A 23077-nucleotide genomic window follows, 5' to 3' on the forward strand; every position below is an offset into this window, starting at 1 on the left:
GCCAGTCGCCAAGTTTGACGATGTGATGGGGGCCCAAGCTGCGTCTTCGTGCCCCTCTGTAAGCGAAAAAGGCGGCATTCCATCCGGATGAACTTGTCCGAAACAGGATAGTAAAGCAACGTATCTACTAAGCGACCTGCGCCAGAAGATGGCGGCAGGTCGCTTTTATACATGAAACGAAGCAGGATTGAAGGGGCTAGCCTTAGCTTCATACATCCGCAACACATGTTAGAGGGATACCATCCGTCCCACCAGGCTACTCTTCAATAACTTGCGCAGCGCATAAAAGCCGACGATAATGAGGTATGACAACGCGCGCTCCACTTAGGAGCGGAGCGTGGAAAGTTCGTATAGAGATGGGGAGAGCCAATGGAGTTGGAGCCGATTAAGACCAGGAAGAACAAGGCTGCTGCCAGCGAAAAAGGGGCGGTGGTTATGCTCCAGGGAACAGCTTCTGATGTCGGGAAGAGTGTGGTGACGACGGCACTGTGCCGTATTTTTCTACAGGACGGGTTCAGGCCAGCACCATATAAATCGCAAAATATGGCGCTGAACTCCTATGTAACGCTGGATGGCAAGGAGATTGGGAGGGCGCAGGGGGTTCAGGCTGAGGCGTGCGGCATCGTCGCGACAACCGATATGAATCCGATTCTGATCAAGCCGGTCAAGGACATGACCTCGCAGATTGTCATTCATGGCGTGCCGGAGCGACATATGAGTGCAATGGCTTATCGGACGGAATTTTTGCCGACGGCTAAACAGATCGTGCTGGAAGCGCTGGATCGCTTGCGTGCGGAATACGATATCGTGGTGATGGAAGGGGCCGGAAGCCCTGCGGAGATCAATCTGAAAGACCGGGATATCGTCAACATGAATCTCGCCGGCTGGGCGGATTCCCCGGTCATCCTCGTAGCCGATATCGATCGCGGCGGGGTATTTGCCTCCATCGTCGGCACGCTGGCCTTGCTGGAACCGCATGAAGCCGCACGGGTAAAAGGGTTTATTATCAATAAGTTCAGGGGAGACCTGGCGCTGCTCAAGCCCGGGCTGGATTGGCTGGAAGAGCGGACAGGCATCCCGGTGCTTGGCGTTCTTCCTTATGTGGAGGATATGCGGATCGATGCCGAGGACTCTGTGGCGCTAGAGGAACTTCGCCGCCGTCATGCCGGAGGCCATGATCGGGAACTGGACATTGCCGTTATTCGTTATCCGCGCATCTCCAACTTTACCGACTTTGATCCGCTCGGCTGGGAACCGGATACCGCTGTGCGATATGTCAGCGCCGCGGATGAGCTTGGCACACCGGATGTTGTCATACTGCCCGGGACCAAGGATACGATCAGCGATCTTCAATTTTTGAGGGATCGGGGGCTTGATCAGGCCATATTGCACCAGGTTCGGGAACGAGGAACCCAGCTTGTCGGCATTTGCGGCGGCTATCAGATGCTTGGCGAGCAGCTGCTAGATCCGCATGCGGTGGAGGGAAGCACCCGGGAAGCGAGCGGGCTGGGACTGCTGCCACTCACGACAACCTTCCTCCAGCATAAAAGAACCGTAAGAGCATCTGGACACCTGGCGGATCATCATCCCCTTAGGCTGCACCTCCCGGATGAAGAGCACGCGCTGCCGCTTGAGGCATACGAAATTCACATGGGAATTACCCGTTACTTGGATGAGGGGGGAGCTTCCTGCAGTTATATACAGTTATTTAACATATGTAGCTTATGTAGTAATGTGTAATTATAGAGCCCGTTTTCACCATATGTATTCTAAGTGAAATTCTAAACAAACGGATATATTAATATAGGATTATCAACTTGAGTTAGGAAATGAACTTACTTTCGCAAATAAAGGTTTTGAGTTATGTTTTATTGAAATAATAAAGTTATTACTTTTTGTCTAATACTTATACTGAGAACTTACAGCAATTAAGGATATTTAAACAGGTAGTGGGGGGTGTTGGCATGAATGCGAAGAAGAGAATAGAGGAGTTAAGGGAAATAATCGAGTACCATAACGAAAAGTATTACGACGAGGAACAGCCAGAAATAACCGATTACGAATATGATCAACTTGCTAGAGAATTAGAGGAGTTAGAAAATAAATATCCTGAATATGTTACTGCAGATTCCCCTACACAAAAAGTAGGAGGCTCTGTTAAACGTGAATTGAGAAAAGTTGAGCATGATGTACCTGTAATAAGTCTGCAAAATGTATTTACAAAAGAGGAGATATACAGTTTTGTAAATAGAGTCTATTCGCAGGTTTCTAATCCGAAATTTGTGGTTGAGATGAAAATTGATGGTTTATCCGTAATGTTAAGGTATCACAATGGTAAATTAACGGAAGGAATTACGAGGGGGAATGGTCAAGTAGGGGAGTCAGTTTACGAAAATATTTTGGAGATAAAGTCAATACCCAAAGAGATTCCCACAAAATTAACTTATTTAGAGGTTCGCGGAGAAGTTTATATGTCTAATGAAACCTTTGAAAGAATAATACAAAAGGATACAGATGGCCAGAAATACAAAACACCAAGGAACTTAGCTGCAGGTACTCTAAGGCAGTTAGATCCGAGCGTGGTAAGAGAACGCAACCTGGATATATTCGTGTTTAACCTAGAAATATCAGAAGGAAAAGACTTCACTTCCCATAGTGAAACGTTGGAATGGTTAGAAAAACAAGGATTCACCACAGTCCCTGAGTATAAAATTTGTACAACAGCAGATGAAATATGGAGATATGTATCAGAAATAGGCGAGAAAAGATCAAGTTTATCTTTTGGTATCGATGGGGCTGTTATAAAAGTTGATAATTTGAATGACAGAAGAATATTAGGAATGACAAGTAGAGTCCCCAAATGGGCGGTTGCCTTTAAATATCCGCCAGAGCAAAAGGAAACGGTTATTAAAGACATTAAAGTACAAATTGGTCGTACAGGTAGGCTAACGCCCTTAGCCCATTTAGAGCCTGTCATACTAGCAGGAACTGAAGTTTCCAAAGCGACTTTACACAATCAAGATTTTATTGATTCTAAGGATATACAAATTGGTGATACCGTTGTTATACAAAAGGCAGGGGATATCATTCCTGAAGTTGTAAGAAGCATTCCTGAGAAGAGACCGAGCAGTGCGGTTAAATACACAATACCTCAAAAGTGTCCGATCTGTAATTCACCGACTGTTAGAGATGACAATGGCGCGGATATTCGTTGTAGTGGAAACGAGTGTTTTGCCCAAATGATTAGAGGAGTCATATATTTTGCTTCTAAAGACGCGATGGATATCGAAGGTTTAGGGCCAAGTAAAGTCGAGTCCTTAATGTCGGAAGGGTATATTAGAGATATTGCAGATATTTATCACCTTGGAGAATTTCGTGATGAGCTTATTGAGAAGGGGATAATTGGACGAGAAAAGTCGATTGATAACCTTCTGAATGCGATAGATAAATCAAAGGAAAATGATTTGGACCAGCTAATTACAGGGTTTGGAATAAAGAATGTAGGGAAGCAAACGGCAAGAGTGTTTGACTTCTAATTTTGCAGATTTAGACGAGATTAGTAACGCTACCTACGACCAATTAATCATGCTACCGGATTTTGGTGAGGTAGTTGCCAACAGTGTGTTGAATTTCTTTAGTCAAAATAGTACAAGAGACTTGATTGATAAACTAAAAAAAGCTGGTGTTAATACTAAATCAAGAGTATCGGAAATAAGTAAAGATGACAGATTTACGGGGAAAACATTTGTTATTACCGGAACACTTCCGAACCTAAGAAGAGATGAAGCTACTCAATTAATACAAATGTATGGTGGAAAAGTTTCAGGTAGTGTTTCCAAAAAAACGTCATTTGTCCTTGCGGGAGAAGAAGCAGGAAGTAAATTAACAAAGGCAGAGGAATTAGGCATTAAAATAATTGATGAAGAAGAATTCAACAATATGTTAAAGTAAAAAAACAGATCAGAATGGTCAAGATGGTGTGCTTACTGAATAAGTGGCACACCTCTTATAATTTGCTCTCATAGCGGCTGCCGGAAGGGGTTTATGGAAAACACCGCTTCGCCGTTTCGAAGAATGTATTCAATCCTCCGACTAGCTCCTTGTGACAGACTAACTCTAGTAGGAAATGCCCTGTTGACAGGAATATACGTCATGTGGTTTAATTTTAGGTGAATAAATTAAAAAATATTCACCCAAAGGATTGAGGCTAATGGATATAGAATCCAGGATTTTCGAATGTGGTAAGGATTTGTTCAGTGCAAAAGGATTTAAAAAAACTAACATTAAAGAAATAGCCGAGCATGCAGGTATAGGTGTTGGAACCTTTTACAATTACTATGCTTCAAAAGAACAATTGTTCATTGAAATATATAAGCAGGAGAATAAAAAACTCAAGAATCGGTTGACCAAATCGTTGGATTTGACTCAGGAACCGGTGCACATTATCAGCCAGCTACTTAAGGAGAATCAAGAGGCCATCCATGCTAACCCCATTTTAAAAGAATGGTATAATCAAGATTTTTATAAAGAACTTGAGAGACATTACAGAGATGAAGACAGTCAAAGCATGGATTCCGTTCGGGATTTTTATTTGAGTCTGCTGAGGAAATGGAAGCAACAAGGAATGATCAGGGAGGATGTTGATGAGGAGCTGTTGCCCGTTTTCTTTGATTCATTGGTCTGTATCGACATGCATAAAGATGAAATTGGCATTGAGCATTTTCCGAAAGCGATGCAATATTTAATTGAGTTTATTATAACAGGACTCACCAAACAGCAGCAAAATTGATGTTTTTTTACAGTAGCATGAATGAATAAAAATATATTCATTCACATCCACTTTCATCTAAAGAAGTTATTGAAGTCTGAGAAGTACAGGGGAAAATGATCAAAAGATGAGGAGTCAAGTTGAATGAGAAGGAAGAATGTTAGTGTCTTTATTAGTGTTTTTGTCGCAATGTTAGGTGTCATGATTCTCGCCCCCATCACACCCTCATTGATCCGCGAATTGGGACTGCGAGAAATCCACTCCGGCATCTTGATTTCAAGCGGTTCGATTATGACGGCAGTAATGGCTCCCATATGGGGAAGGATTAGTGACAGGAAGGGAAGGAAACCGGTTATTCTCGTCGGGTTGACCGGCATGGCCCTCAGTACCGTATTTTTGACGCTCACATTCAATAGCGGTCTTCATCACTGGCTCAGTGGCGGATGGCTGCTGTTCTTGATGATCTTGACACGAAGCATGGTTGGCATGTTCATCCCAGCCATTCTGTCTGCGTCCCAAGCACTAATGGGCGATGGATTAGCAGATCAAGAGCAAGGTAGCGGAATGGCAGTCATCAGTGCGGCCAATGGAATGGGCCTGATTCTCGGCCCGGCCATAGCTGGTATCTTTAGTCTAGCAGGTTTGTTATGGCCTTTATATTTTGGCATCGTCATCATAGCTGCCGCTTTGATAATCACTTTGTTCCTCATGCCTGCAAGCAAGCCAAATGTCCAGGAAACGAAACGGAAACTCAAACCGTTTCAACGTGGTTTGAGACTTTATTTATTCGCAGCTTTCGTTACCATGATGGGTCTTTTTACGATACAGGTTATTGGCGGGTTTTATTTGCAGGATCAACTTGGACTTCCGTCTGATCAATTAGCGTGGGTGGTTTCCTTTGGATTGATGCTAACAGGCTTGGCTATGCTAATCACCCAGATCATTCAGAGCAAGTGGCTACAGTGGACACCGGCGACGATGATCTTAATTGGTTCCTTGGTTGTGGTCGTAGGTATGGTGATCTTCCTTCTTGCCAACCAGCTACCAGGTTACTATTTTGCGTTCTTCCTTTTAGGAACGGGTGCGGGTTTTACGATGACCGGTTTTATGGTGGGGGCGTCTGTCTCCGTCACACGTGAGCAGCAAGGCAATGTAGCCGGGCTAGTGACGGCCGTGCAAGGTATTTCGGCGATCGTCGCACCGATTGTAAGCACCTCGCTCTATCATGTAGATCTACGAATCCCCATGGCAGGGATTGCCCTGCTTAGTGCAACGATGGGATTGATCATATTGAGTATATGGCGAAAAAGACAAAAAATTCATCAAAAAAACGGAGGGTTTTCTTTATGAAACGTACAGTGGAAATTGTATTAAGTGTACTTGGAATCATCGCAAGTTTTGTCATGGTCGCAACAGGTGTCGTGTTTATGTACTTAACGAAAAGCGATAAATTTATGAAATACTTGGAATCTGGATGGAGTGCAAGCGAGAATGCATATACGTTGGAACAGTTGAATCAGGCCGGAACAATGTTTATTTTACCCGGATTGATCGGCATGGCCCTCGGCGTAGGTGCGGCATGGTTGCTCAAAGGAAACCATAATTCGTTCATTGCTGGCTGGGGATTGATCATCGTATCCGTAGTGACTTGTTTTTTATCATTATTTGCTGCGATACCTGGGTTGTTCTATATTGCTTCAGGTATTATCGCATTGGCAAGAAAGCCTCAAAAAAAGACATTGAGATGAGCCTGACGAGTAATAGACTTGATTGAACAAGGAAGTGATCAAAAATGTGGAAGGACGAATGGGTTGCCAACTTTGAAACTTATGCAGAAAAGGTAATAAATGAATTTCATCTGCCTGGTGTCGCCATCGGGCTGGCAAGTCATGGGCAGGTTTTTTATGAGAAGGGTTTCGGTTACCGTGATGTTGAACAACAGTTGCAAGTTACAAGCGACACGGTGTTCGCGATCGGATCGATTACGAAGACTTTTACTTGTACGGCAATTCTGCAATTGCAGGAGAGAGGAAAAATTCGTGTGCATGATCCGATTAAAAACTATTTACCTGAATTTCATCTTAGTAAAGGTAGCTTTGCCGATCGTGTGACCATACATCATTTGATGACCCATACCAGCGGGATTCCTAATCTTCAGACGTTCCCAATGGTACTGTATGACAGTTTGACAGAGGACGATTTCAAGTTTGATCCGACGATAAGCGGGGAAAAGCAATCGATTCAACCGCTTCGTACAACTGGAGAATATCTGGATTATCTTTCACAATTGGATTTCGAATTGTTAAGTAATCCTGGTGAACGATGGCATTATAGTAATGATGGATATGGTTTGTTGGGTATCATAATCGAGCGCGTAAGCGGGCAGACATATGAGAAGTATTTGCATGATAACATACTCGAGCCGTCTCGAATGAAGACCACCTCTTTTTTTATGGATCAATATCGTGATAAGAGTGTAACAAAACTTTATATTTTGCGTGAAGAAGAAGGGAAAAACAAAGTTGCTGCCTCTCCCAACTGGTGGGACGCACCAGTAATGCGATCGGCAGGTTTTCTGAAATCCACCGTATCTGACATGCTGAAATTTGCTGAAATCTTCCGAACGGATGGAATATCGGTGGGAGGCGAGCGGATTCTGACAAAGGATAGTATAAAACAGATGGTAAAGGTTCATATTTGGAAAAATCCAATCATCAGACAAGGTTACGGGTACGGTTTGTCGGTCGTTCCAGATTTCCATGGAACAACCTTGCTAGAGCATGCAGGGGGAATCAAGGGCGGAGGAGCACAAATGTTTATATTGCCTGAAAAAGATTTATCCGGAATTATTTTGACTAATATGCTCAGCACAGCTCCAACTTCACTGATGAATGGCGTGTTGAATGGCTTGGACAACAGACCAGTGGAGGCGTCTCATGTTACGTATGAAAATGCACCGGCAGAGGGAGAAGACATGTCCGTTTATATCGGTCACTATCAATCCGAGTCCATGAATTTATCCGTGTCCATTGAATTAAAAGACCATCAGCTTCAGATTCATGTGTTCGACTCTCTAATTCGGTTGAAGCCTATTCAAACGGACACCTTTTTATTGGAAGGCACACTGGATAGCATTCAATTTAATAGAAATATGGAGAATCAGATTATGGCATTGGATTATAAAGGAATCATATTGAAGCTTGCGCAGGGAGGGGCAGCATGACACGGAAAAAAAGTATTGCACGGTTGCTTGAAATCGCCGGTGAGAAGAAAGGGTTGTTGCTGATCGCTAGCCTGCTGTCCTCGATTGGAGCCATCTGTATGCTGGTGCCTTACGCTTCCGTCTATTACATTCTGAAAGAGTTACTTGTAAATGCCGCCTCGCCAGTTTTGGCCGACGGGGCGAAGATGATTCGTTTAGGGGTTATCGCTTTACTCGGTTTGTAGCAGGCTTATTCATCATGTTCGCGGGGGGAATGTCTTCTCATTTTGCAGCATTCCGTATCCTTTACGGTCTCAGGATCAAGCTTTCCGAGCATATCGGCAGATTGCCGCTTGGCTGGCTGAACCGTAATTCGACAGGAGCAGTCAGAAATACATTGGAACAAAATGTAGAAAAGGTCGAGGTATTCATCGCGCATCAGATGCCCGATTTCGTTCAAGCCATAGTGACTGTGGTCTTGATGATTACCGTGATGTTCACACTGAACGTTTGGCTGGCAATTGCATGTGTTATACCGATCGCCCTTGGTTTTGTGATCCAAATTGCATTGATCAGCGGGTCTAAGACGAGAGAAAACCTGAAGCATTGCTACGATGCATTGGAACGAATGAATGCGTCGGCCATCCAGTATGTGCGGGGAATGCCGGCAGTCAAAGTATTTGGGCAAACCGTACAAACATTCCGCCAGTTTTACCATGACATGATTCGTTATCGTGACTACGGAGTGAAATTAACGAATCAGTTTCAACATGGATCCTTGATTTTTAAAGTGATGCTTAGCTCATTAGTCGCATTTATTCTTCCTGTCGGTATTGTATTGTTGAGCCGCAATCCAAATGATGCCGCCTTCGTATCCGTTCTCCTTTTCTTCTTAGTCATGGCGCCGAGTTTATCCGCTTCATTGTCCAAAATTATTTTTTTGGCTGAAACGATCAGAGATGTTCATGAAAGCGTGGAACGCATGGATCGCATATTGGACGAGTCGTATGTTCCAGAGCCCGAACATCCGAAGCGGCCGGACTCATTCGATGTAACCTTCGATCATGTTCATTTTTCGTACGGAACGGAATCTACACAAGCACTTATAGACATTAGCTTTACCGCCCGACAAGGGGAAGTGACGGCGCTTGTTGGTCCGTCAGGCGCAGGGAAATCAACCATTGCCAATCTGGTCCCTCGTTTCTGGGATGTGAATTCAGGATCGATCCGTATAGGTGAAGTGGACATCCGAAACATCGAAACCCCTAAGTTGATGGATACCGTTGCATTTGTGTTTCAGGAATCTTTTCTGTTTCGCGATACTATATACAACAATATTGCGGTTGGGCGGCCGGATGCAAAGCCCGATGATGTCTACGCTGCGGCGAAGGCAGCACAATGTCATGCGTTCATCGAGAATCTTCCCCTCGAGTATGACACACTGATTGGAGAAGCGGGCGTGTATTTGTCAGGCGGGGAGGTACAGCGGATCACCGTGGCCAGGGCGTTGCTAAAGAACGCTCCCATTCTTGTGCTAGATGAATCCACGGCATTCGCTGATCCCGAAAATGAATTTGAAATGAAATTGGCGTTGAAAGCATTGATGAAAAACAAGACCGTCATCGTCATTGCGCATCGCCTGTCCACCATTCAGGATGCAGATCAAATTCTTGTAATGGAAAACGGGAACATCGTCAAACGAGGAATGCATGAAGAACTCATCGCTACTGGAGGTTTATACAGACGCTTATGGCATTCCTATCGTGACGCATCACAATGGCACTTGGGTAGAGGGAAGGGGGATACTGAACATGATGAGCATGCTACGCAACATTACGGCGGATAATCCGCGTTCTTTGATCAAACCGGTATTTTTCACAACCATTGCCAATCTGGTGGGTCTGATCCCTTTTGTATTGTTAGTTGAAGCCGTGAGACTGATATTTCATCCGTTCATCGATCCCGATACTTCGCTCGACACAATTCAGCTATGGTGGGTATGCGGAGGGTTGGCCGTTTCGATTATACTTTTGTATGTTTTTGAAGTTCCTGCCTACCGTGCTCAATTTCGTGATGCATACAGCGCGGGGGTGGACGGCCGTTCCCGGTTGGCCGAGCATTTGCGCAAGCTGCCCTTGGGGTACCTGGACAAGCGCGAACCGGGCGAAGTAGCCAAAATGATGACGGATGATTTCACGTTGTTGGAACATGGCATCTCCCATGTGGTTCCGCAAATATTCGGGGCAGCGATTATGGCGGTGATCGCTATGACAGGTCTGGCTTTCTTTGATTGGCGTCTGGCACTTTCCCTGTTCGCGGCGCTGCCAGCGGCCATCCTGCTCTTTCTTTTAACCTCGAGCATTCAGCGCAAACTCGGTTCGCAACATATGCGATCCAAAAATGAAGCTGCAAATCGGCTGCAAGAATACTTAAATGGGATCCAAGTGATCAAGGCATATAACTTGACCGGGGAACGTTTTGTCCGACTTGAAAGGTCTTTCAGGGAATTAAAGCGACAAAGTATCCTGCTCGAAGGCTTGTTGGGTCCGATTGTGCTAAGCGCGATTGCCTGTGTTCGTGCGGGTCTTACCATGATGGTTTTCGTTGGTGTTCATTTGCTGCTTGACGGAAATTTGGATGTCATCACATTCGCAGCATTCCTGATCATTGGAACGCGAATTCACGACCCACTCTCGACAGCGCTGGCCGGTTACATGCAATTTCGTTATTTGAATCAGACGGGTGAACGTGTCATGCAGTTTCTGCGGGAGCCTGTTATGCCAGGTAATCAGCAGCCTTCTTCCGATCATGATATCGAATTGAAGAACGTGTCATTTGGATATTCGGATCAACCAATCTTGTCAGAAGTCAGCGTACGCATCCCGGCTGGTTCCTTTACCGCTTTCGTCGGTCCTTCGGGCAGTGGCAAGAGCACCCTTCTTCGGCTTATTGCTCGTTTTTACGACCCGGATAAGGGAACAGTGAGAATGGGGGGCGAAGACCTTCGTGCAATGGACCCGGAAGCGTTGCTGCACAAAGTATCTATGGTGTTTCAGGATGTGTACCTTTTCCAGGATACGATTGCAGGCAATATCCGGCTCGGTCGAATCGACGCAACGTGCGAAGAAATCGAGGAAGCTGCGCGACTTGCATGTTGTCATGAATTTATCCAGAAGTATCCTGACGGATATGACACGATGTTAGGCGAAGGCGGAAGCACGCTGTCTGGCGGTGAAAAACAGCGGATTTCCATTGCTAGGGCGATACTGAAAAATGCGCCGATCATTCTTCTAGATGAAGCAACTGCTTCTCTCGATCCCGAGAACGAAGCGGAGGTTCAGAAAGCGATCGACCGGCTAGTTCGGGGCCGAACCGTCATCGTCGTTGCTCACCGGCTTAAGACGGTACAGCATGCCGACCGGATTGTTGTACTGGATCAAGGGCGGATTGTGGAGCAAGGCCGCCATGACGAGTTGCTTTCAGTGAATGGCGTGTATGCCCGGTTATGGAGACGGCAGGAAACTTCTTGAAGGACGACAGCCGCCGGAACAACGGTATTCTTTGAAGGATTAGATGCGAGTTGTTAGATACAAGAGAGGTAAGAACACTTCATGATTGATGTTAGGATATTGAAGCATTAGCAAATGAAATTAGTATTGGTTTTCTTCTATTGCAGGGTTGAACCGTGTCCTTGATCTGGTCTGAGCTATTCTGTAAGATTCGGAGAGCTCCAGACTATTTATATAAATAACTGCGAGGCAGGTGAAATGAAAATGAAAATCATAGCAATAACTCTTTTCGCACTGCTAAACTTTATTCTAGTCAGTTCAGCAGAGGCCGACGAAAGCGTACAGAATGAGCAATATGAGGCATCCGTCTTTTTCGAAGTGGATGCGTATATTGCACGTGAAATGAAGCGACAGCGCCTTCCGGGTCTCGCTCTCGGGATTGTAAAGGACGATCGCATCCTTTACCTCAAGGGTTATGGTCATGCAGATTCATCCGGCCGTCCTGTAACGCCTGAGACCCCTTTTGGAATAGGTTCGATCGGCAAGTCGATTACGGCCATGGCTATTCTGCAACTTGTCGAAAGAGGTGAAATCGAGTTAGATGCTCCTATTCAGCGCTATATCCTCAACAAGTTTAACGGTGCAGAGTCCATTACTGTACGTCAACTGCTTAACCAAACAAGTGGGTTCTCCCAAATCTCGACTTTTAGCAATACGCTATCAAGTATCAACGATCCATATTCAGATGCTCTGGAGAAAAACGCTCTATCTTATGCGGAAAAGTTTTTAAAGATAACCAATAAAACCGAACATCCTTACAGGTATTCGAATGCAAATTATGTACTCCTTGGTTATATTGTGCAACAAGTATCTGGTCAGTCCTATGGCGAATATGTGAAGGAACATATTTTCAACCCTCTGTCCATGCATAACAGTTTTGTTACACTCGACGAAGCAACTGTAAACGGCCTAGCTACGCCCTACCGCCGAATATTTGGATATAACCTTGCCTACGATGGCCCCTATGCTTATATCCCGGGGGATGCGCCGGCGGGGTATCTCTATTCCAGTGCGAAGGACATGAGCCATTACTTGATAGCCCATTTGAACGGAGGTCAATATAAAGATAATTCCGTGCTCTCTTCGGAAAGCACGCGACTCATGCAGACCGAACCCGTTCCGGGAACATACGGCATGGGTTGGAGCACAGATTACATTAATGATTTACAAGTTTTCGGTTCGCCAGGTGGTTCATTAGGCTTCCAGGCCCAAACTTTTATCGTTCCAGAACAACAACTGGGTATTATCGTGTTCGCTAACGTGCTTGACGCGATCGATGCCGCTTGGCCCAACAAAACCCACGTCATTACGACTACCCACATCGCCTCTGGTGTCATAAACATACTGAATAAACAACCGATTGGAGGATCAGGTCCAAGCATCTCGCAGAAATACTGGCTCGTAAATGGATTAATATTCATATTAAGCGCATGGTTATTATATACGACCGCTAGAACTGCGAAGCAATGCCTTGGGCTTTGGGGTTCTGGCAAACCTGGCTATGCTGAGATATCTATCAAAGTGATATCAAGAATTTTTCTGCATTTTGCAGGCCTGTTTATTATCCTATTGTTGAGTTTGACCCCACTTGTGCCGATATGGCATATAGCAGCAATCTTTCAGCCTGACGTCATTCTGTGGCTGAAGACAGCAGCTGTATTTCTGGCTCTGAAGGGAAGCATGGAGATCATTCGGTTGGTTTGGTCAATTAGGCAAAGACATTCCATGAAATCTTAAAGAATTTATCATAATCGAGTTATCGGGTAGGCTAAATAGATGCCCTTAGCCCATTTAGAGCGTGTTATACTCGTAGGAACTGAAGTTTCCAAAGCGAATTTACACAATCAAGAGTTTATTGATTCTAAGGATATACAAATAGGTGATACCGTTGTTATCCAAAAGGCAGGGGATATCATTCCTGAAGTTGTAAGAAGTATTCCTGAGAAAATTAGGCATTAAAATAATTGATGAAGAAGAATTCAACAATATGTTAAAGTAAAAAAGTCAGCTCAGAATGGTCAAGATGGTGTGCTTAATGAATAAGTGGCACACCTCTTATATTTAATTTGTGTTTTAACAACTGAGAGCAATATTATTTATTGCAAAGTTCATTTAAGTGGTGTGTAATAATTTGTTCTGTTTTTTCAATTGTGAATATATCCGGTCTTAAAAGAACATGAATGGATATGCCTTCAATGATGACAGCAAGTCTTAATTTTTCGATTTCAATATTTATGGTTTTATTTATATAGCCTGCTTTTATTAATATTTCAAGCAGTGCTTCCATTAAAATATATTCTCCTTCTGTTAGTTCATTTTTTTTTGCGTTCAAAGCTGCACTAGTAAGTGAGCGGATGGCAAAAACTAGCCAAACGCCGGTTTCAGTTTGTTTATCCTGACTCACCGGAACTAATTCTAACAACGTTTCACGTACCGCATTAAGAGGGTTTGTTGACCAGGATATATTCTCCGACCTCTCTCTCCCGCGAGCAAGAAAATATTCCATGATAAATAATAGTAATTCATCTTGGTTTGAGAAATAATGTCTTAGTGCTCCGGTAGACATTCCAGCCTCAGATGCGATTCTGCGGATAGATGCTCTTTCAATGCCTTCCGTTTCGATAATTTTCCAAGCCGTTTCAGCGATGATCTTCCTTTTATGATCATGATCAACGATTTTTGGCACTTAAATCACCTCTTGCTTTTATTTCGCACACTGTGTTATTATCATTTTATCACAGTGTGCGAAATAAATAAATAAGGAGGATGTTTAGGTGCTTGAAATGATTGAAGCATTAATTCCTACCAACATAGATTTCACAACAGCACTCCTCATTATTGTGCTCTGTGCTTTCATTGATATTTTAAGCCCAGGAGTATTGGCCATTACAGCCTATATCCTTCTAATACAAAAAGAAAAATTGGCATCGCGTTTGATGGTTTTTTTAATAACTACACAATTTTGCTATTTTATGATGGGTATCTTGGTTTACCTGGGAGTAGGGCAGATACTTGGTTTTATAGAAAGCGTGACTAACAATCAAATTTCAAGTTGGTTTTATACGATACTTGGAGCCGTCCTAGTACTCATTAGTTTTTATAAGCCTAAAAAAGGAATGGAAACCCGATTTTTGGAATGGTTACCTAAACAAATATCAATAAGTGCGATGATTATACTCGGTATTATTGTATTTGCGATCGAGTTTACCACAGCCTTACCGTATTTTTACTCGATATTATTAATGGATGGTTTAGCGTTTAATACCGGCTTGTCCATAAGTATTTTACTTGGCTATAACGTGGTTATGGTACTTCCTTCAATCTTATTACTGCTCATTTATATTCTATTTAGAGGTTGGATACAGAATAAGCTTGAAAAACTAAGAACAAAATTAGTAAAAGCTCCATTGTCTTCTTTATTAGTGGGAGTGGCAGTTATTGGAGCAGTTTTATTCAATATTGGCATTAGGGGAATTCTATCGTGATATTAGTTATTTGGAAAGGGGATATAACCGATATGAAAGAGATTGCAAGTGGTGTAAGTCTACTTCTATTAATTCAAGGTGTTGGGGGGATCATAAACCGATTAGCAGGTGGGGGTCCAAGTTGGTTTCTCGTTAATTACATCGAGGCTTTGCAAGGGTATGAAATATTAGCCAGTGTAGCACTATTAATACTTGGAGCAATTATTGGTGCAGGTTCTCTCAAAATAAAAGGCAAAGATGACTAAGCTATTATCCACGCAAGAACTTATAGTTACTGAACCAAGGAAACAGTCATTCAATCGGAAATAAGTAATGATGACAGATTTACTGGGAAAACATTTGTTATTACCGGAACACTTCCGAACCTAAAAAGAGATGAAGCTACTCGATTAATACAAATGCATGGTGGCAAAGTTTCAGGTAGTGTTTCCAAGAAAACTTCATTTATCCTTGCGGGTGAGGAAGCAGGAAGTAAATTAACAAAGGCAAAGGAATTAGGCATTAAAATAATTAATGAAGAAGAATTCAACAATATGTTAGAGTAAAAAGTCAGCTCATAATGGTCAAGATGGTGTGCTTACTGAACAAGTGGCACACCTCTTATATTATATTCATGTTTTATAACTGAGGGTGGATCAAATGTTTGTTGCAAAAATAAAGTGCTCATTTTTGCAGCAAAATTTTATGGACACAGTAACGCTGGTTTTACATGGAGGGGTGGGCATGATAGGCTAGCTTGCCTCTGCGAAGCCCGTGGCTTCGCCCTTTCGCAGGAAATCATGCCCACAGAGGCTCCATGTCAAACCCACGTATAAATTTACTTACTGCTGTATTTTATTCCAAAACGCCGTTGCAAAACTCGGCATTTTTCGATTGCCAAAAACAGGTCTGTGTTTTGCAAGTAGAAAATGCTTAGATTTGCAGCCAAAAGTGCCAAACCCACTTGCCAGCATCGAAGTTACATAGGAATTCGCTCCATTGCTTGTTTGAAGCGGAAGCTCTCGCCTGTGAAGGAGAGAATATGAGCATGGTGCACCAGACGATCGACGAGGGCTGACGTAAGCTTGGTATCACCGAATATCGAGGTCCATTGACCAAACTCCAAGTTGGATGTAACGATCATACTCTGTTGCTCATAACAATCCGCTATCACGTTAAATAATAGCTCAGACCCGGTTTGGCTAAATGGGACGTAACCGACCTCATCAAGGATGAGCAAATCAAACTTTCTCAACTTATCTCGAAATCGGCTAAGCGTACTCGCCACAAATTTCTCCTGAAGCACGGAGACCAAATCGGAGGCTCGGTAGAACTGCACCGCTTTTCCACGGCGACAAGCCTCCACACCCAGCGCCGTTGCCATATGCGTCTTGCCGGTACCTACGGCACCCATTAAGAGCAAATTCTCCTTACGTTCCAACCATTCCAATCCCTGAATTTACTCTTGCGCCTTTCGGAAAAGAGATATGGTCATAGACATACCCCTCAAAGGTCTTAATATGCGGAAATCCAGCCTGCTGGACGAGTTTTCCTAACTTGGCACGGCGGCGACCGTCCAGTTCCGCACTAAGAATTTCAAAAAATAACACAAGGCTACATAGGCAGGTAATTCCCCGTCCCTGGTTTATACTTGTACCGGGCTGAAGACGTGACGCCAGTTGAAAGTAGAGTTCACATTTCATATAAATGGTTCGATTTGGGGAAGTGGATCGTAAGCGTCGTATAGCTCCCCTCCTCCGATTGGACAGACAACCGGTGTCCGAGTTTGCCGGCCATACGGTTAGCGAGATATAACCCCAATCCTGTCGATTTTGCAAACCGCCTTCCGTTGGCGCCCGTAAATCCTTTTTCGAAAATGCGACCGAGATCTTCAGCCTTAATCCCGATCCCCGTATCCCTTATGGAAAGCCGCTTCTCTTCGTGATCAGCCTCGAAAGAGCAGGTGATGCTTCCGCCGTCTCCGAGATATTTCAAAGCATTCGACATGATCTGGTCGACGATATAGCCAAGCCATTTTGCGTCGCTATGTACCCATTCCTCCTTTTCCCACATCGAAAAATGAACCCGTTTGGCAACAAACATCTTGGCGTACTTCCTCACGCTGTTTCGCACGATTCGGTTCAATGAGACTTCCGCAATTAAGTAATCCCTGGCAAAGGAATCAATTCTTGCGTAATACAGGGCTTGTTCGACATAATGGTCGATTTTGTACAATTCGTCTTCGAATATATGGACCAGTTCCTCTACCGACTTGCCTGACGCATTTCTAAACAGCAGGGTACATGCCGTAATCGGCAGCTTGACCTCATGAATCCATGAAACAATGAAATCGTGAAAATCTTTCTTTTCGTCTTGAAGCTTTCCGACGGCCTCAAGCTTATTTCGGTAAAGCTTCTTTATCAGTTCCGTATACTGACGCTGTTCATTATTATAGGGTTCAGGCAATATTATAGGGTTCAGGCAATGCTGCGGGAAGTTCGTCCCATCTATTGTTCACGAGCTCTTGTAACATCTTGCCGCGGCTTCTCCAGCGGAAATAGCCTCCGGTCACGTATACCGCCGCGAGCAAAGCGCACCCGAACAGGGTATAAGCGATGTCCCCGGCATGATACGTGCCCTCGGGGCTTACGAACATCATTAAAGCAACGAAGGAAAGCATTCCGGCAAAGAAGATCAGAAAATAACGTTTTTCGTCCAAATAATGTAGAAAACTCATTTGATTGTATAACCTTCTCCCTTGATCGTCGTAATGAACCCATTTCGTCCGATATCGTCCAATTTCTTGCGGATTCGGGTCATATTCACGGTCAGTGTATTGTCGTCGACGAAACTTTCGTCCTCCCAGAGGCAACGCATGATTTTATCCCGGCTTACGATATGGCCTTTATTCTGCATCAAAAGCTGCATGATGACGAATTCGTTCTTTGTCAGTTCAACCGATTGATCGCCGGAAATGAGCTTCCGATCGCCTAGGTTCAGCAGGACGCCTTCATGCTCGATTACGTTGACCGGCGTTTCGGCATACGAGTAGGTTCTGCGGAGCAGCGCTTTGATCTTCGCAATAAGCACATCGTCGTAGAACGGCTTCTGGATATAATCGTCCCCGCCCATATTCATCGCCATAACCATATCCATCGGCGAATCCCGGGAGGAGAGAAACACGATCGGCACGTTGGATAATTCCCGGATTCGGCTGCACCAATAATACCCGTCGAATACGGGCAAATTAATATCCATCAGCACGAGGTGCGGTTCGTTCTGAAGGAAGGTATCCTGAATTCTATTGAAATCGTCACATAATACAGATTCGAATCCCCACTTCCCGACAGTCTCGCCGAGCAGCCTCCGAATGGTTGGGTCGTCTTCCACGATCATAATCTTCATTTCGATCCGCCTCCATCTGTACTTATTACCCTATTATATCTTAATTCGGTTAGCCCTACTGCGATCCGGAAGTATTGTGACAAAAATGTAAGCCCGCTTGTACCGGAACGTAAGCTAGGCGTAAGGTTAACCGGTCATCGGCATGGTACGATGGGTATTGAAAAAGGGAAAGCAGGGAGGAAAAAAATTCATGGAAACTGTGATTGAAATAAAAGCACTAACGAAAAGTTACGGGAATAAAGGGAACGTCGTGCCGGTGCTTCACGGGATCGATATGCGCATAGGAGAAGGAGAATTTGTCGGCATTATGGGGCCATCGGGTTCCGGGAAGACGACGTTGCTTCATATGGCAGCCACCATCGACGAGCCGACCTCCGGCAGCATCGTCATCGATGGGGATAACGTTCTTCAGATGAACGAAGCGCAGTTGTCAGCCTTTCGGCGCTCCAAGCTCGGGTTTATTTTTCAAGACTATAATCTGCTGGATACGTTGACGGTCAAGGAAAACATTCTACTCCCCCTTGCGTTGTCCGGTATTCCGGCCGGCGAACTGGAGAACAGTGTGTCGGCCATTGCGGAGCGATTTAACATCAAGCATATTTTGGAGAAATACCCTTACCAAATCTCCGGGGGGCAGAAGCAGCGAACCGCTGCCTGCCGCGCCATCGTAACGCGCCCGCGGCTGATTCTGGCCGACGAACCGACGGGTGCCCTGGATTCCAGAGCTGCAGCCGGCTTGTTGGAGTCGTTGAACGAACTGAACGAACGGGAGCGTGCGACCATTCTGATGGTGACCCACGATGCGTTAGCGGCAAGCTACTGCAGTCGTGTACTCTTTCTTAAAGACGGCGTTATTTTTGCCGAAATCGTCAAAGGTGCGGTGCCGAGACAAGCATTCTTCAAGAAGATACTGGACGTGTTGACGGTGCTTGGAGGGCAAGCGGATGACGTTATTTGAGCTGGCCAAGAAAAATATAAAAGGCAATCTTCGCAACTATTTCATTTATTTGTTTTCCATGTTCGCAAGCGTAGCTATATTCTATGTTTTTGCTTCACTGCAATATAGCACGCAGGTGGTCGAGGCCGTCGAGTCTTCAGAAAGCATGCAATCCGTGTTTATGGTCGGGTCGATTATCTTGGTGCTGTTCGTATCCGTCTTTATGATGTACTCCAGCCAATTTTTTACCCGGAAACGGAAAAAAGAAGCAGGGTTGTATGCGCTGTTGGGGTTACCGAAGAGAACGATCGGCCGAATGCTGTTCTATGAAAACATGATGATCGGCGCCGGCGTCTTAGTTCTTGGTATTGCGGCCGGCACTGTATTGTCGAAGCTATTTACCATGATGTTGATTCGCTTGCTGGGGGTAGCGGTCGACGTCGGGATCACGTTCTCCCTTCCTGCGGTTCTTACCACCGTCGTCGTATTTCTTGTGCTGATTACGATAACTTCCGTACAAGCTTATCAGTTGGTCTATCGATTCAAGCTCATCGAATTGTTCCGCGCGGAGCAGGAAGGGGAGCAGGAACCGCGGGCGTCGGTCGTTTCGGCTGCAGCCGCGGTCGCACTGCTCGTCATCGGCTATGGATTCGGACTTCGAAATTTTGAGAACAATGAGCAAATTCTAACGAATCTCGGCGTAATGACCGTCGGCATCATTGCCGGGACGTTCTTACTTTTCACTTCGCTCATTATTTTCCTGCTGAAATATGCCAAGCGGCAAAAGCACCGTTATTACAAGGGCATGAATCTGATCATTATTTCCAACCTAGTGTACAGGATGAAAGGAAATGCACGCACCCTAAGCGTCATTACCATCTTGTCTGCCGTTGCATTATGCGCCTTCAGTTTCGGGTTTAGCACCTACTATGGTTACGAGCAGACGGCACGCGTTACGGCACCTTTCAGTTTCATGCATATTGCGCAGGATGACGAAGTCAACCGGAAGATCGAGGAGATCGTACGGGGTGATGAAGTGCATCCCGTGAAAGCGAAGATGACGATCCCGGTCATTCACCTGGGCGGCGTAGCGTCAAGTGACGATATCTTGTCCGATCGCGAACGCAAGGCAGCCAAGCATCCAGTGAAAACGATATCGGTCAGCGCATATAATCGCGTAGCGGAGGCGCTGCGTCTGGACCGCTTGACGCTGAGGGATACTGATCGTGCGATTGCGATTCGCCCCATGTATACCGATTATGAATGGGCGGACTATGAAGGGGAGACGATCACGCTTGAATTGCCCGATGGGAGCGTCAACTTGGCATTCGCCGGCATGACGATCGAACGTGTTCTAAATTGGCATTATCCGGATATTATGATCGTCGTGACGGACGATACGTTTCGGATGATGGAGGCGCAAGTTCCTGCCGAGCAATATGTCGGTTACATCGTTCAGGACCAGAAGAATACGAAGGCGACTGCCGACGCGCTTGCAGCTTTACAGACATCGGAAATGAAGCTGTCGACGTATTATGCCACGTATCGCCTCGGTATCGAGAACGCGGCATTTAACGTCTTCATTTTGGGCTTTCTTGGCGTCATGTTCCTCATCGCAACGGGCAGTATCCTTTACTTTAAGCAGTTGACGGAGGCGACGAACGATCGGTCTCGCTATGAGGTATTGAAGAAAATCGGCGTGAGCCGAAAGGAAATCGCCGCTGCGATCCTGAAACAGAACGCGTTAATCTTCTTGCTGCCGCTTCTGGTCGGGCTCTGTCATTATTTGATTATCTTTAACTGGCTGCGAAAGCTCTTCAGTGGAATGAACGGCATACATCTGTTGCTTCCGATATTGGTTTGCGTGGGGTTGTTTATGGTGATCTATTTGACATACTACATGATTACGGTCAATTCTATCCAAAAGGTAATCATCGGGGAGTCCGTAGGTAAAGTTCGGTTGGCCATGTTCCCCGCAGTGGCCGTAATGGTTGCCGCTGTTATCCTGTTCGTCTGGGCGGAACCGCCGGTATCATACGATGAGCCGCACACCGGTGAACGGATCCGCTTCACTTTGCCCGAGCCGACCGGCGAAATGCCCATAGGCGTGACGGAGCTCCACTTGACGGACCCAGACCGAACCGATCCTTGGGTGAAGGGGCGAACGCGGGAGCTTATGATCAGCATCTGGTACCCGGCCACCCGGGTGGATGGCCAAAGCCCGGTATATGCCGCCACGCGCCGCTGCATACTACGACGAAACCGTCATGCCGACGATCGGGATAGAGCCCGGCCGAATCGAATTGTCCGATATCGGCGTTCATGCTTCGCTGAATGCGCCCGCAGAAAGCGGGGAGAGGGGCTGGCCTGTTATTATTTATTCGCCGGGAGGGTCCGTCCCGAGAAGCCTGGGCACGATTAACGTTCAGGAATTGGCCAGCAATGGCTATGTCGTTGTGACCATTGACCACACATACGAGGCGACGGTCGTCGAGTTCCCCGACGGGAGAATCGAGACGGAGCAATTGCCCGCTTTCGGGGCGGATACGGTGCTGAAAATGATGAACGTCAGGGTTGATGACGTCCGGTTTGTGCTAGATCGGATGAAGGCGCTCAAGGAAGGGAACAATCCTGACCATGCGAAGCGTGAGCTGCCCGAAGGGTTGGACCGGGCGCTGGACTTATCTAGAATCGGTATTTTCGGACATTCTGCCGGGGGCGCAACGGCTGCCCAGGCGATGTATGAAGATGAGCGAATCGGCGCCGGCATCGACATGGATGGCTCGATGGGCTATTTGCCCGACCACTTGCTGACTGTTGCCCAGCATGGACTTGACCGCCCGTTTCTGCTAATGAATGCTGGCTTTACCGACGAGGGGGAAGTGGATTCCCATCGCACAGCGGACGACCGGACATCGTTCTGGAACCAGTCGAGCGGATGGAAACTCGACGTGGCGATACCCAATGGGGCGCATTATACGTTCACCGACCATCAATATTTGCTACCGCAAATCAGCAGCAAGCTGAGTCTTTCACATCAAGTCGTCCAGGGAAGCGTTGGAACCATCGAGCCAGAACAGGCGTTAGCGGCACAGCGCGATTATATTGGCGCGTTTTTCGACATGCATCTGAAAGGGTTGCCGCAGCCGCTGCTGGAGTCGCCGGCATCGCCTTATGCGGATGTGGAGGTGTTGGAATAACGGTCACGACTGAACCATCTTGAGGAAAAGTTGTATAATCAAGCACTACGGGTTACTACTCTAATTTTAAGGGGCTGTCTCAAAGTCATAAATGACTAGGGACAGACCCTTCTTTATAATCTTGCACTTGTCGGGAGGGGGAACGAGTTCTGGCCGCTCTTGAACGTCGTGTACTTGGAAAAAGTTAAAAGAGTACAACACGACGTTCAAAGGGCGGACGTAAACTCCTCCACCCATATCCCACTCCCTCGCGCTTTTGTAACCTGAATGAGCCGCCTGCCCTCATAAAGCCCATGCGCGCTTCACTTTTGCGCGCGAGCATACAAAAAAATGAAAGCGTGTATGAAGTACAACTGCGTTACTACCGATGTGCAGACTCGAAGGTTGCCCACTTAAGGAGCGTTGCAGCAAAGCGCAAGGGAATCGCGAGATTAAAGAGAGAAATGACTTATCTTGGCTGAAAGGCAAAAGCACGTGAAAAACTCCAGAGCGAGGAAGGTCGTGAACTTTCTGTCTGGCTCATGATCGAGGC

General features: G+C 45.7%; 20 protein-coding genes and 2 pseudogenes. 17 read left to right on the forward strand and 5 right to left on the reverse strand.

Annotated elements, in window-relative coordinates; translation table 11 throughout:
• The first annotated feature begins 435 nt into the window (after positions 1–435).
• The 11 genes and pseudogenes from CHH75_RS09050 to CHH75_RS09095 form a co-directional block, all read left to right on the forward strand.
• Positions 436–1740: a cobyric acid synthase gene (locus CHH75_RS09050; RefSeq protein ID WP_255223001.1), complete on the forward strand. Its 1305-nt coding sequence runs from the start codon at positions 436–438 to the stop codon at positions 1738–1740.
• A gap of 224 nt (positions 1741–1964) precedes the next feature.
• Complete coding sequence (gene ligA / locus CHH75_RS09055) at positions 1965–3536, forward strand: NAD-dependent DNA ligase LigA (protein WP_255222994.1); 1572 nt, start codon at positions 1965–1967, stop codon at positions 3534–3536.
• Positions 3526–3951 (forward strand): BRCT domain-containing protein, encoded by a 426-nt coding sequence (locus CHH75_RS25235; RefSeq protein ID WP_255222995.1) that lies wholly within the window; start codon positions 3526–3528, stop codon positions 3949–3951. Before ligA ends, CHH75_RS25235 begins: the two co-directional genes overlap by 11 nt.
• Before the next feature lie 259 nt (positions 3952–4210).
• Entirely contained in the window at positions 4211–4789 is a 579-nt protein-coding gene (locus tag CHH75_RS09060; protein WP_095398003.1) for a TetR/AcrR family transcriptional regulator, read from the forward strand.
• A gap of 123 nt (positions 4790–4912) precedes the next feature.
• The gene (locus CHH75_RS09065) at positions 4913–6118 is read left to right on the forward strand and encodes an MFS transporter (RefSeq protein ID WP_010278584.1); all 1206 of its coding nucleotides are present in this window, start codon (positions 4913–4915) and stop codon (positions 6116–6118) included.
• Entirely contained in the window at positions 6115–6516 is a 402-nt protein-coding gene (locus tag CHH75_RS09070) for a DUF4064 domain-containing protein (protein ID WP_010278580.1), read from the forward strand. The genes CHH75_RS09065 and CHH75_RS09070 overlap by 4 nt, the downstream gene beginning before the upstream one ends.
• Before the next feature lie 44 nt (positions 6517–6560).
• Positions 6561–7991 carry a serine hydrolase domain-containing protein gene (locus CHH75_RS09075; protein WP_010278577.1) on the forward strand — a complete coding sequence of 477 codons (1431 nt, stop codon included), beginning with the start codon at positions 6561–6563 and terminating at the stop codon, positions 7989–7991.
• A pseudogene (locus tag CHH75_RS09080) lies at positions 7988–9816 on the forward strand (ABC transporter ATP-binding protein). Before CHH75_RS09075 ends, CHH75_RS09080 begins: the two are co-directional and overlap by 4 nt.
• Positions 9785–11500 carry an ABC transporter ATP-binding protein gene (locus CHH75_RS09085; protein WP_010278574.1) on the forward strand — a complete coding sequence of 572 codons (1716 nt, stop codon included), beginning with the start codon at positions 9785–9787 and terminating at the stop codon, positions 11498–11500. The pseudogene CHH75_RS09080 and the gene CHH75_RS09085 overlap by 32 nt, the downstream one beginning before the upstream one ends.
• A gap of 243 nt (positions 11501–11743) precedes the next feature.
• Complete coding sequence (locus CHH75_RS09090; protein ID WP_176475510.1) at positions 11744–13276, forward strand: serine hydrolase domain-containing protein; 1533 nt, start codon at positions 11744–11746, stop codon at positions 13274–13276.
• 42 nt (positions 13277–13318) lie between these two features.
• Positions 13319–13486, forward strand: a pseudogene (locus tag CHH75_RS09095) (hypothetical protein); the annotation flags it as partial.
• 145 nt (positions 13487–13631) lie between these two features.
• On the opposite strand, the gene CHH75_RS09100 reads toward CHH75_RS09095, so the two are convergent.
• A complete protein-coding gene (locus tag CHH75_RS09100) occupies positions 13632–14225 on the reverse strand; it encodes a TetR/AcrR family transcriptional regulator (protein ID WP_095398006.1) in 594 nt (197 codons plus the stop codon).
• 88 nt (positions 14226–14313) lie between these two features.
• Here CHH75_RS09100 and CHH75_RS09105 point away from each other — a divergent pair, with 88 nt between their 5' ends.
• The 3 genes from CHH75_RS09105 to CHH75_RS09115 are packed head-to-tail and all read left to right on the forward strand — an operon-like array spanning position 14314 to position 15569.
• A complete protein-coding gene (locus CHH75_RS09105) occupies positions 14314–15024 on the forward strand; it encodes a GAP family protein (RefSeq protein ID WP_095398007.1) in 711 nt (236 codons plus the stop codon).
• A gap of 32 nt (positions 15025–15056) precedes the next feature.
• Positions 15057–15269, forward strand: a complete 213-nt coding sequence (locus CHH75_RS09110; protein ID WP_095398011.1) for a hypothetical protein — start codon at positions 15057–15059, stop codon at positions 15267–15269.
• A gap of 60 nt (positions 15270–15329) precedes the next feature.
• Positions 15330–15569: a BRCT domain-containing protein gene (locus tag CHH75_RS09115; protein WP_255223002.1), complete on the forward strand. Its 240-nt coding sequence runs from the start codon at positions 15330–15332 to the stop codon at positions 15567–15569.
• A gap of 413 nt (positions 15570–15982) precedes the next feature.
• Here CHH75_RS09115 and istB read toward each other — a convergent pair whose 3' ends face one another.
• The 4 genes from istB to CHH75_RS09130 all read right to left on the reverse strand — a co-directional run bounded on the left by istB (position 15983) and on the right by CHH75_RS09130 (position 18408).
• Entirely contained in the window at positions 15983–16453 is a 471-nt protein-coding gene (gene istB, locus CHH75_RS09120) for an IS21-like element helper ATPase IstB (protein ID WP_255222996.1), read from the reverse strand.
• Positions 16454–16695: 242 nt separating this feature from the next.
• Positions 16696–17469, reverse strand: coding sequence for a sensor histidine kinase (locus CHH75_RS09125; protein WP_255222997.1), 774 nt, complete (start codon positions 17467–17469; stop codon positions 16696–16698).
• Positions 17462–17740, reverse strand: a complete 279-nt coding sequence (locus tag CHH75_RS25240; RefSeq protein ID WP_255222998.1) for a hypothetical protein — start codon at positions 17738–17740, stop codon at positions 17462–17464. Before CHH75_RS25240 ends, CHH75_RS09125 begins: the two co-directional genes overlap by 8 nt.
• On the reverse strand, positions 17737–18408 hold the full coding sequence (locus CHH75_RS09130; RefSeq protein WP_095398009.1) for a response regulator transcription factor: 672 nt from the start codon (positions 18406–18408) through the stop codon (positions 17737–17739). Before CHH75_RS09130 ends, CHH75_RS25240 begins: the two co-directional genes overlap by 4 nt.
• A 190-nt stretch (positions 18409–18598) precedes the next feature.
• Between CHH75_RS09130 and CHH75_RS09135 the strand changes: the two genes are divergently transcribed.
• The 3 genes from CHH75_RS09135 to CHH75_RS25245 are packed head-to-tail and all read left to right on the forward strand — an operon-like array spanning position 18599 to position 22545.
• Positions 18599–19366: an ABC transporter ATP-binding protein gene (locus CHH75_RS09135; protein WP_095398010.1), complete on the forward strand. Its 768-nt coding sequence runs from the start codon at positions 18599–18601 to the stop codon at positions 19364–19366.
• A complete protein-coding gene (locus tag CHH75_RS09140; protein WP_255222999.1) occupies positions 19353–21767 on the forward strand; it encodes an ABC transporter permease in 2415 nt (804 codons plus the stop codon). Before CHH75_RS09135 ends, CHH75_RS09140 begins: the two co-directional genes overlap by 14 nt.
• Positions 21649–22545 carry an alpha/beta hydrolase family protein gene (locus CHH75_RS25245; RefSeq protein ID WP_255223000.1) on the forward strand — a complete coding sequence of 299 codons (897 nt, stop codon included), beginning with the start codon at positions 21649–21651 and terminating at the stop codon, positions 22543–22545. The genes CHH75_RS09140 and CHH75_RS25245 overlap by 119 nt, the downstream gene beginning before the upstream one ends.
• Positions 22546–23077: the final 532 nt, after the last annotated feature.

The organism is Paenibacillus sp. 7541 (assembly GCF_002276395.1).
Taxonomy (GTDB): domain Bacteria; phylum Bacillota; class Bacilli; order Paenibacillales; family Paenibacillaceae; genus Paenibacillus_AQ; species Paenibacillus_AQ campinasensis.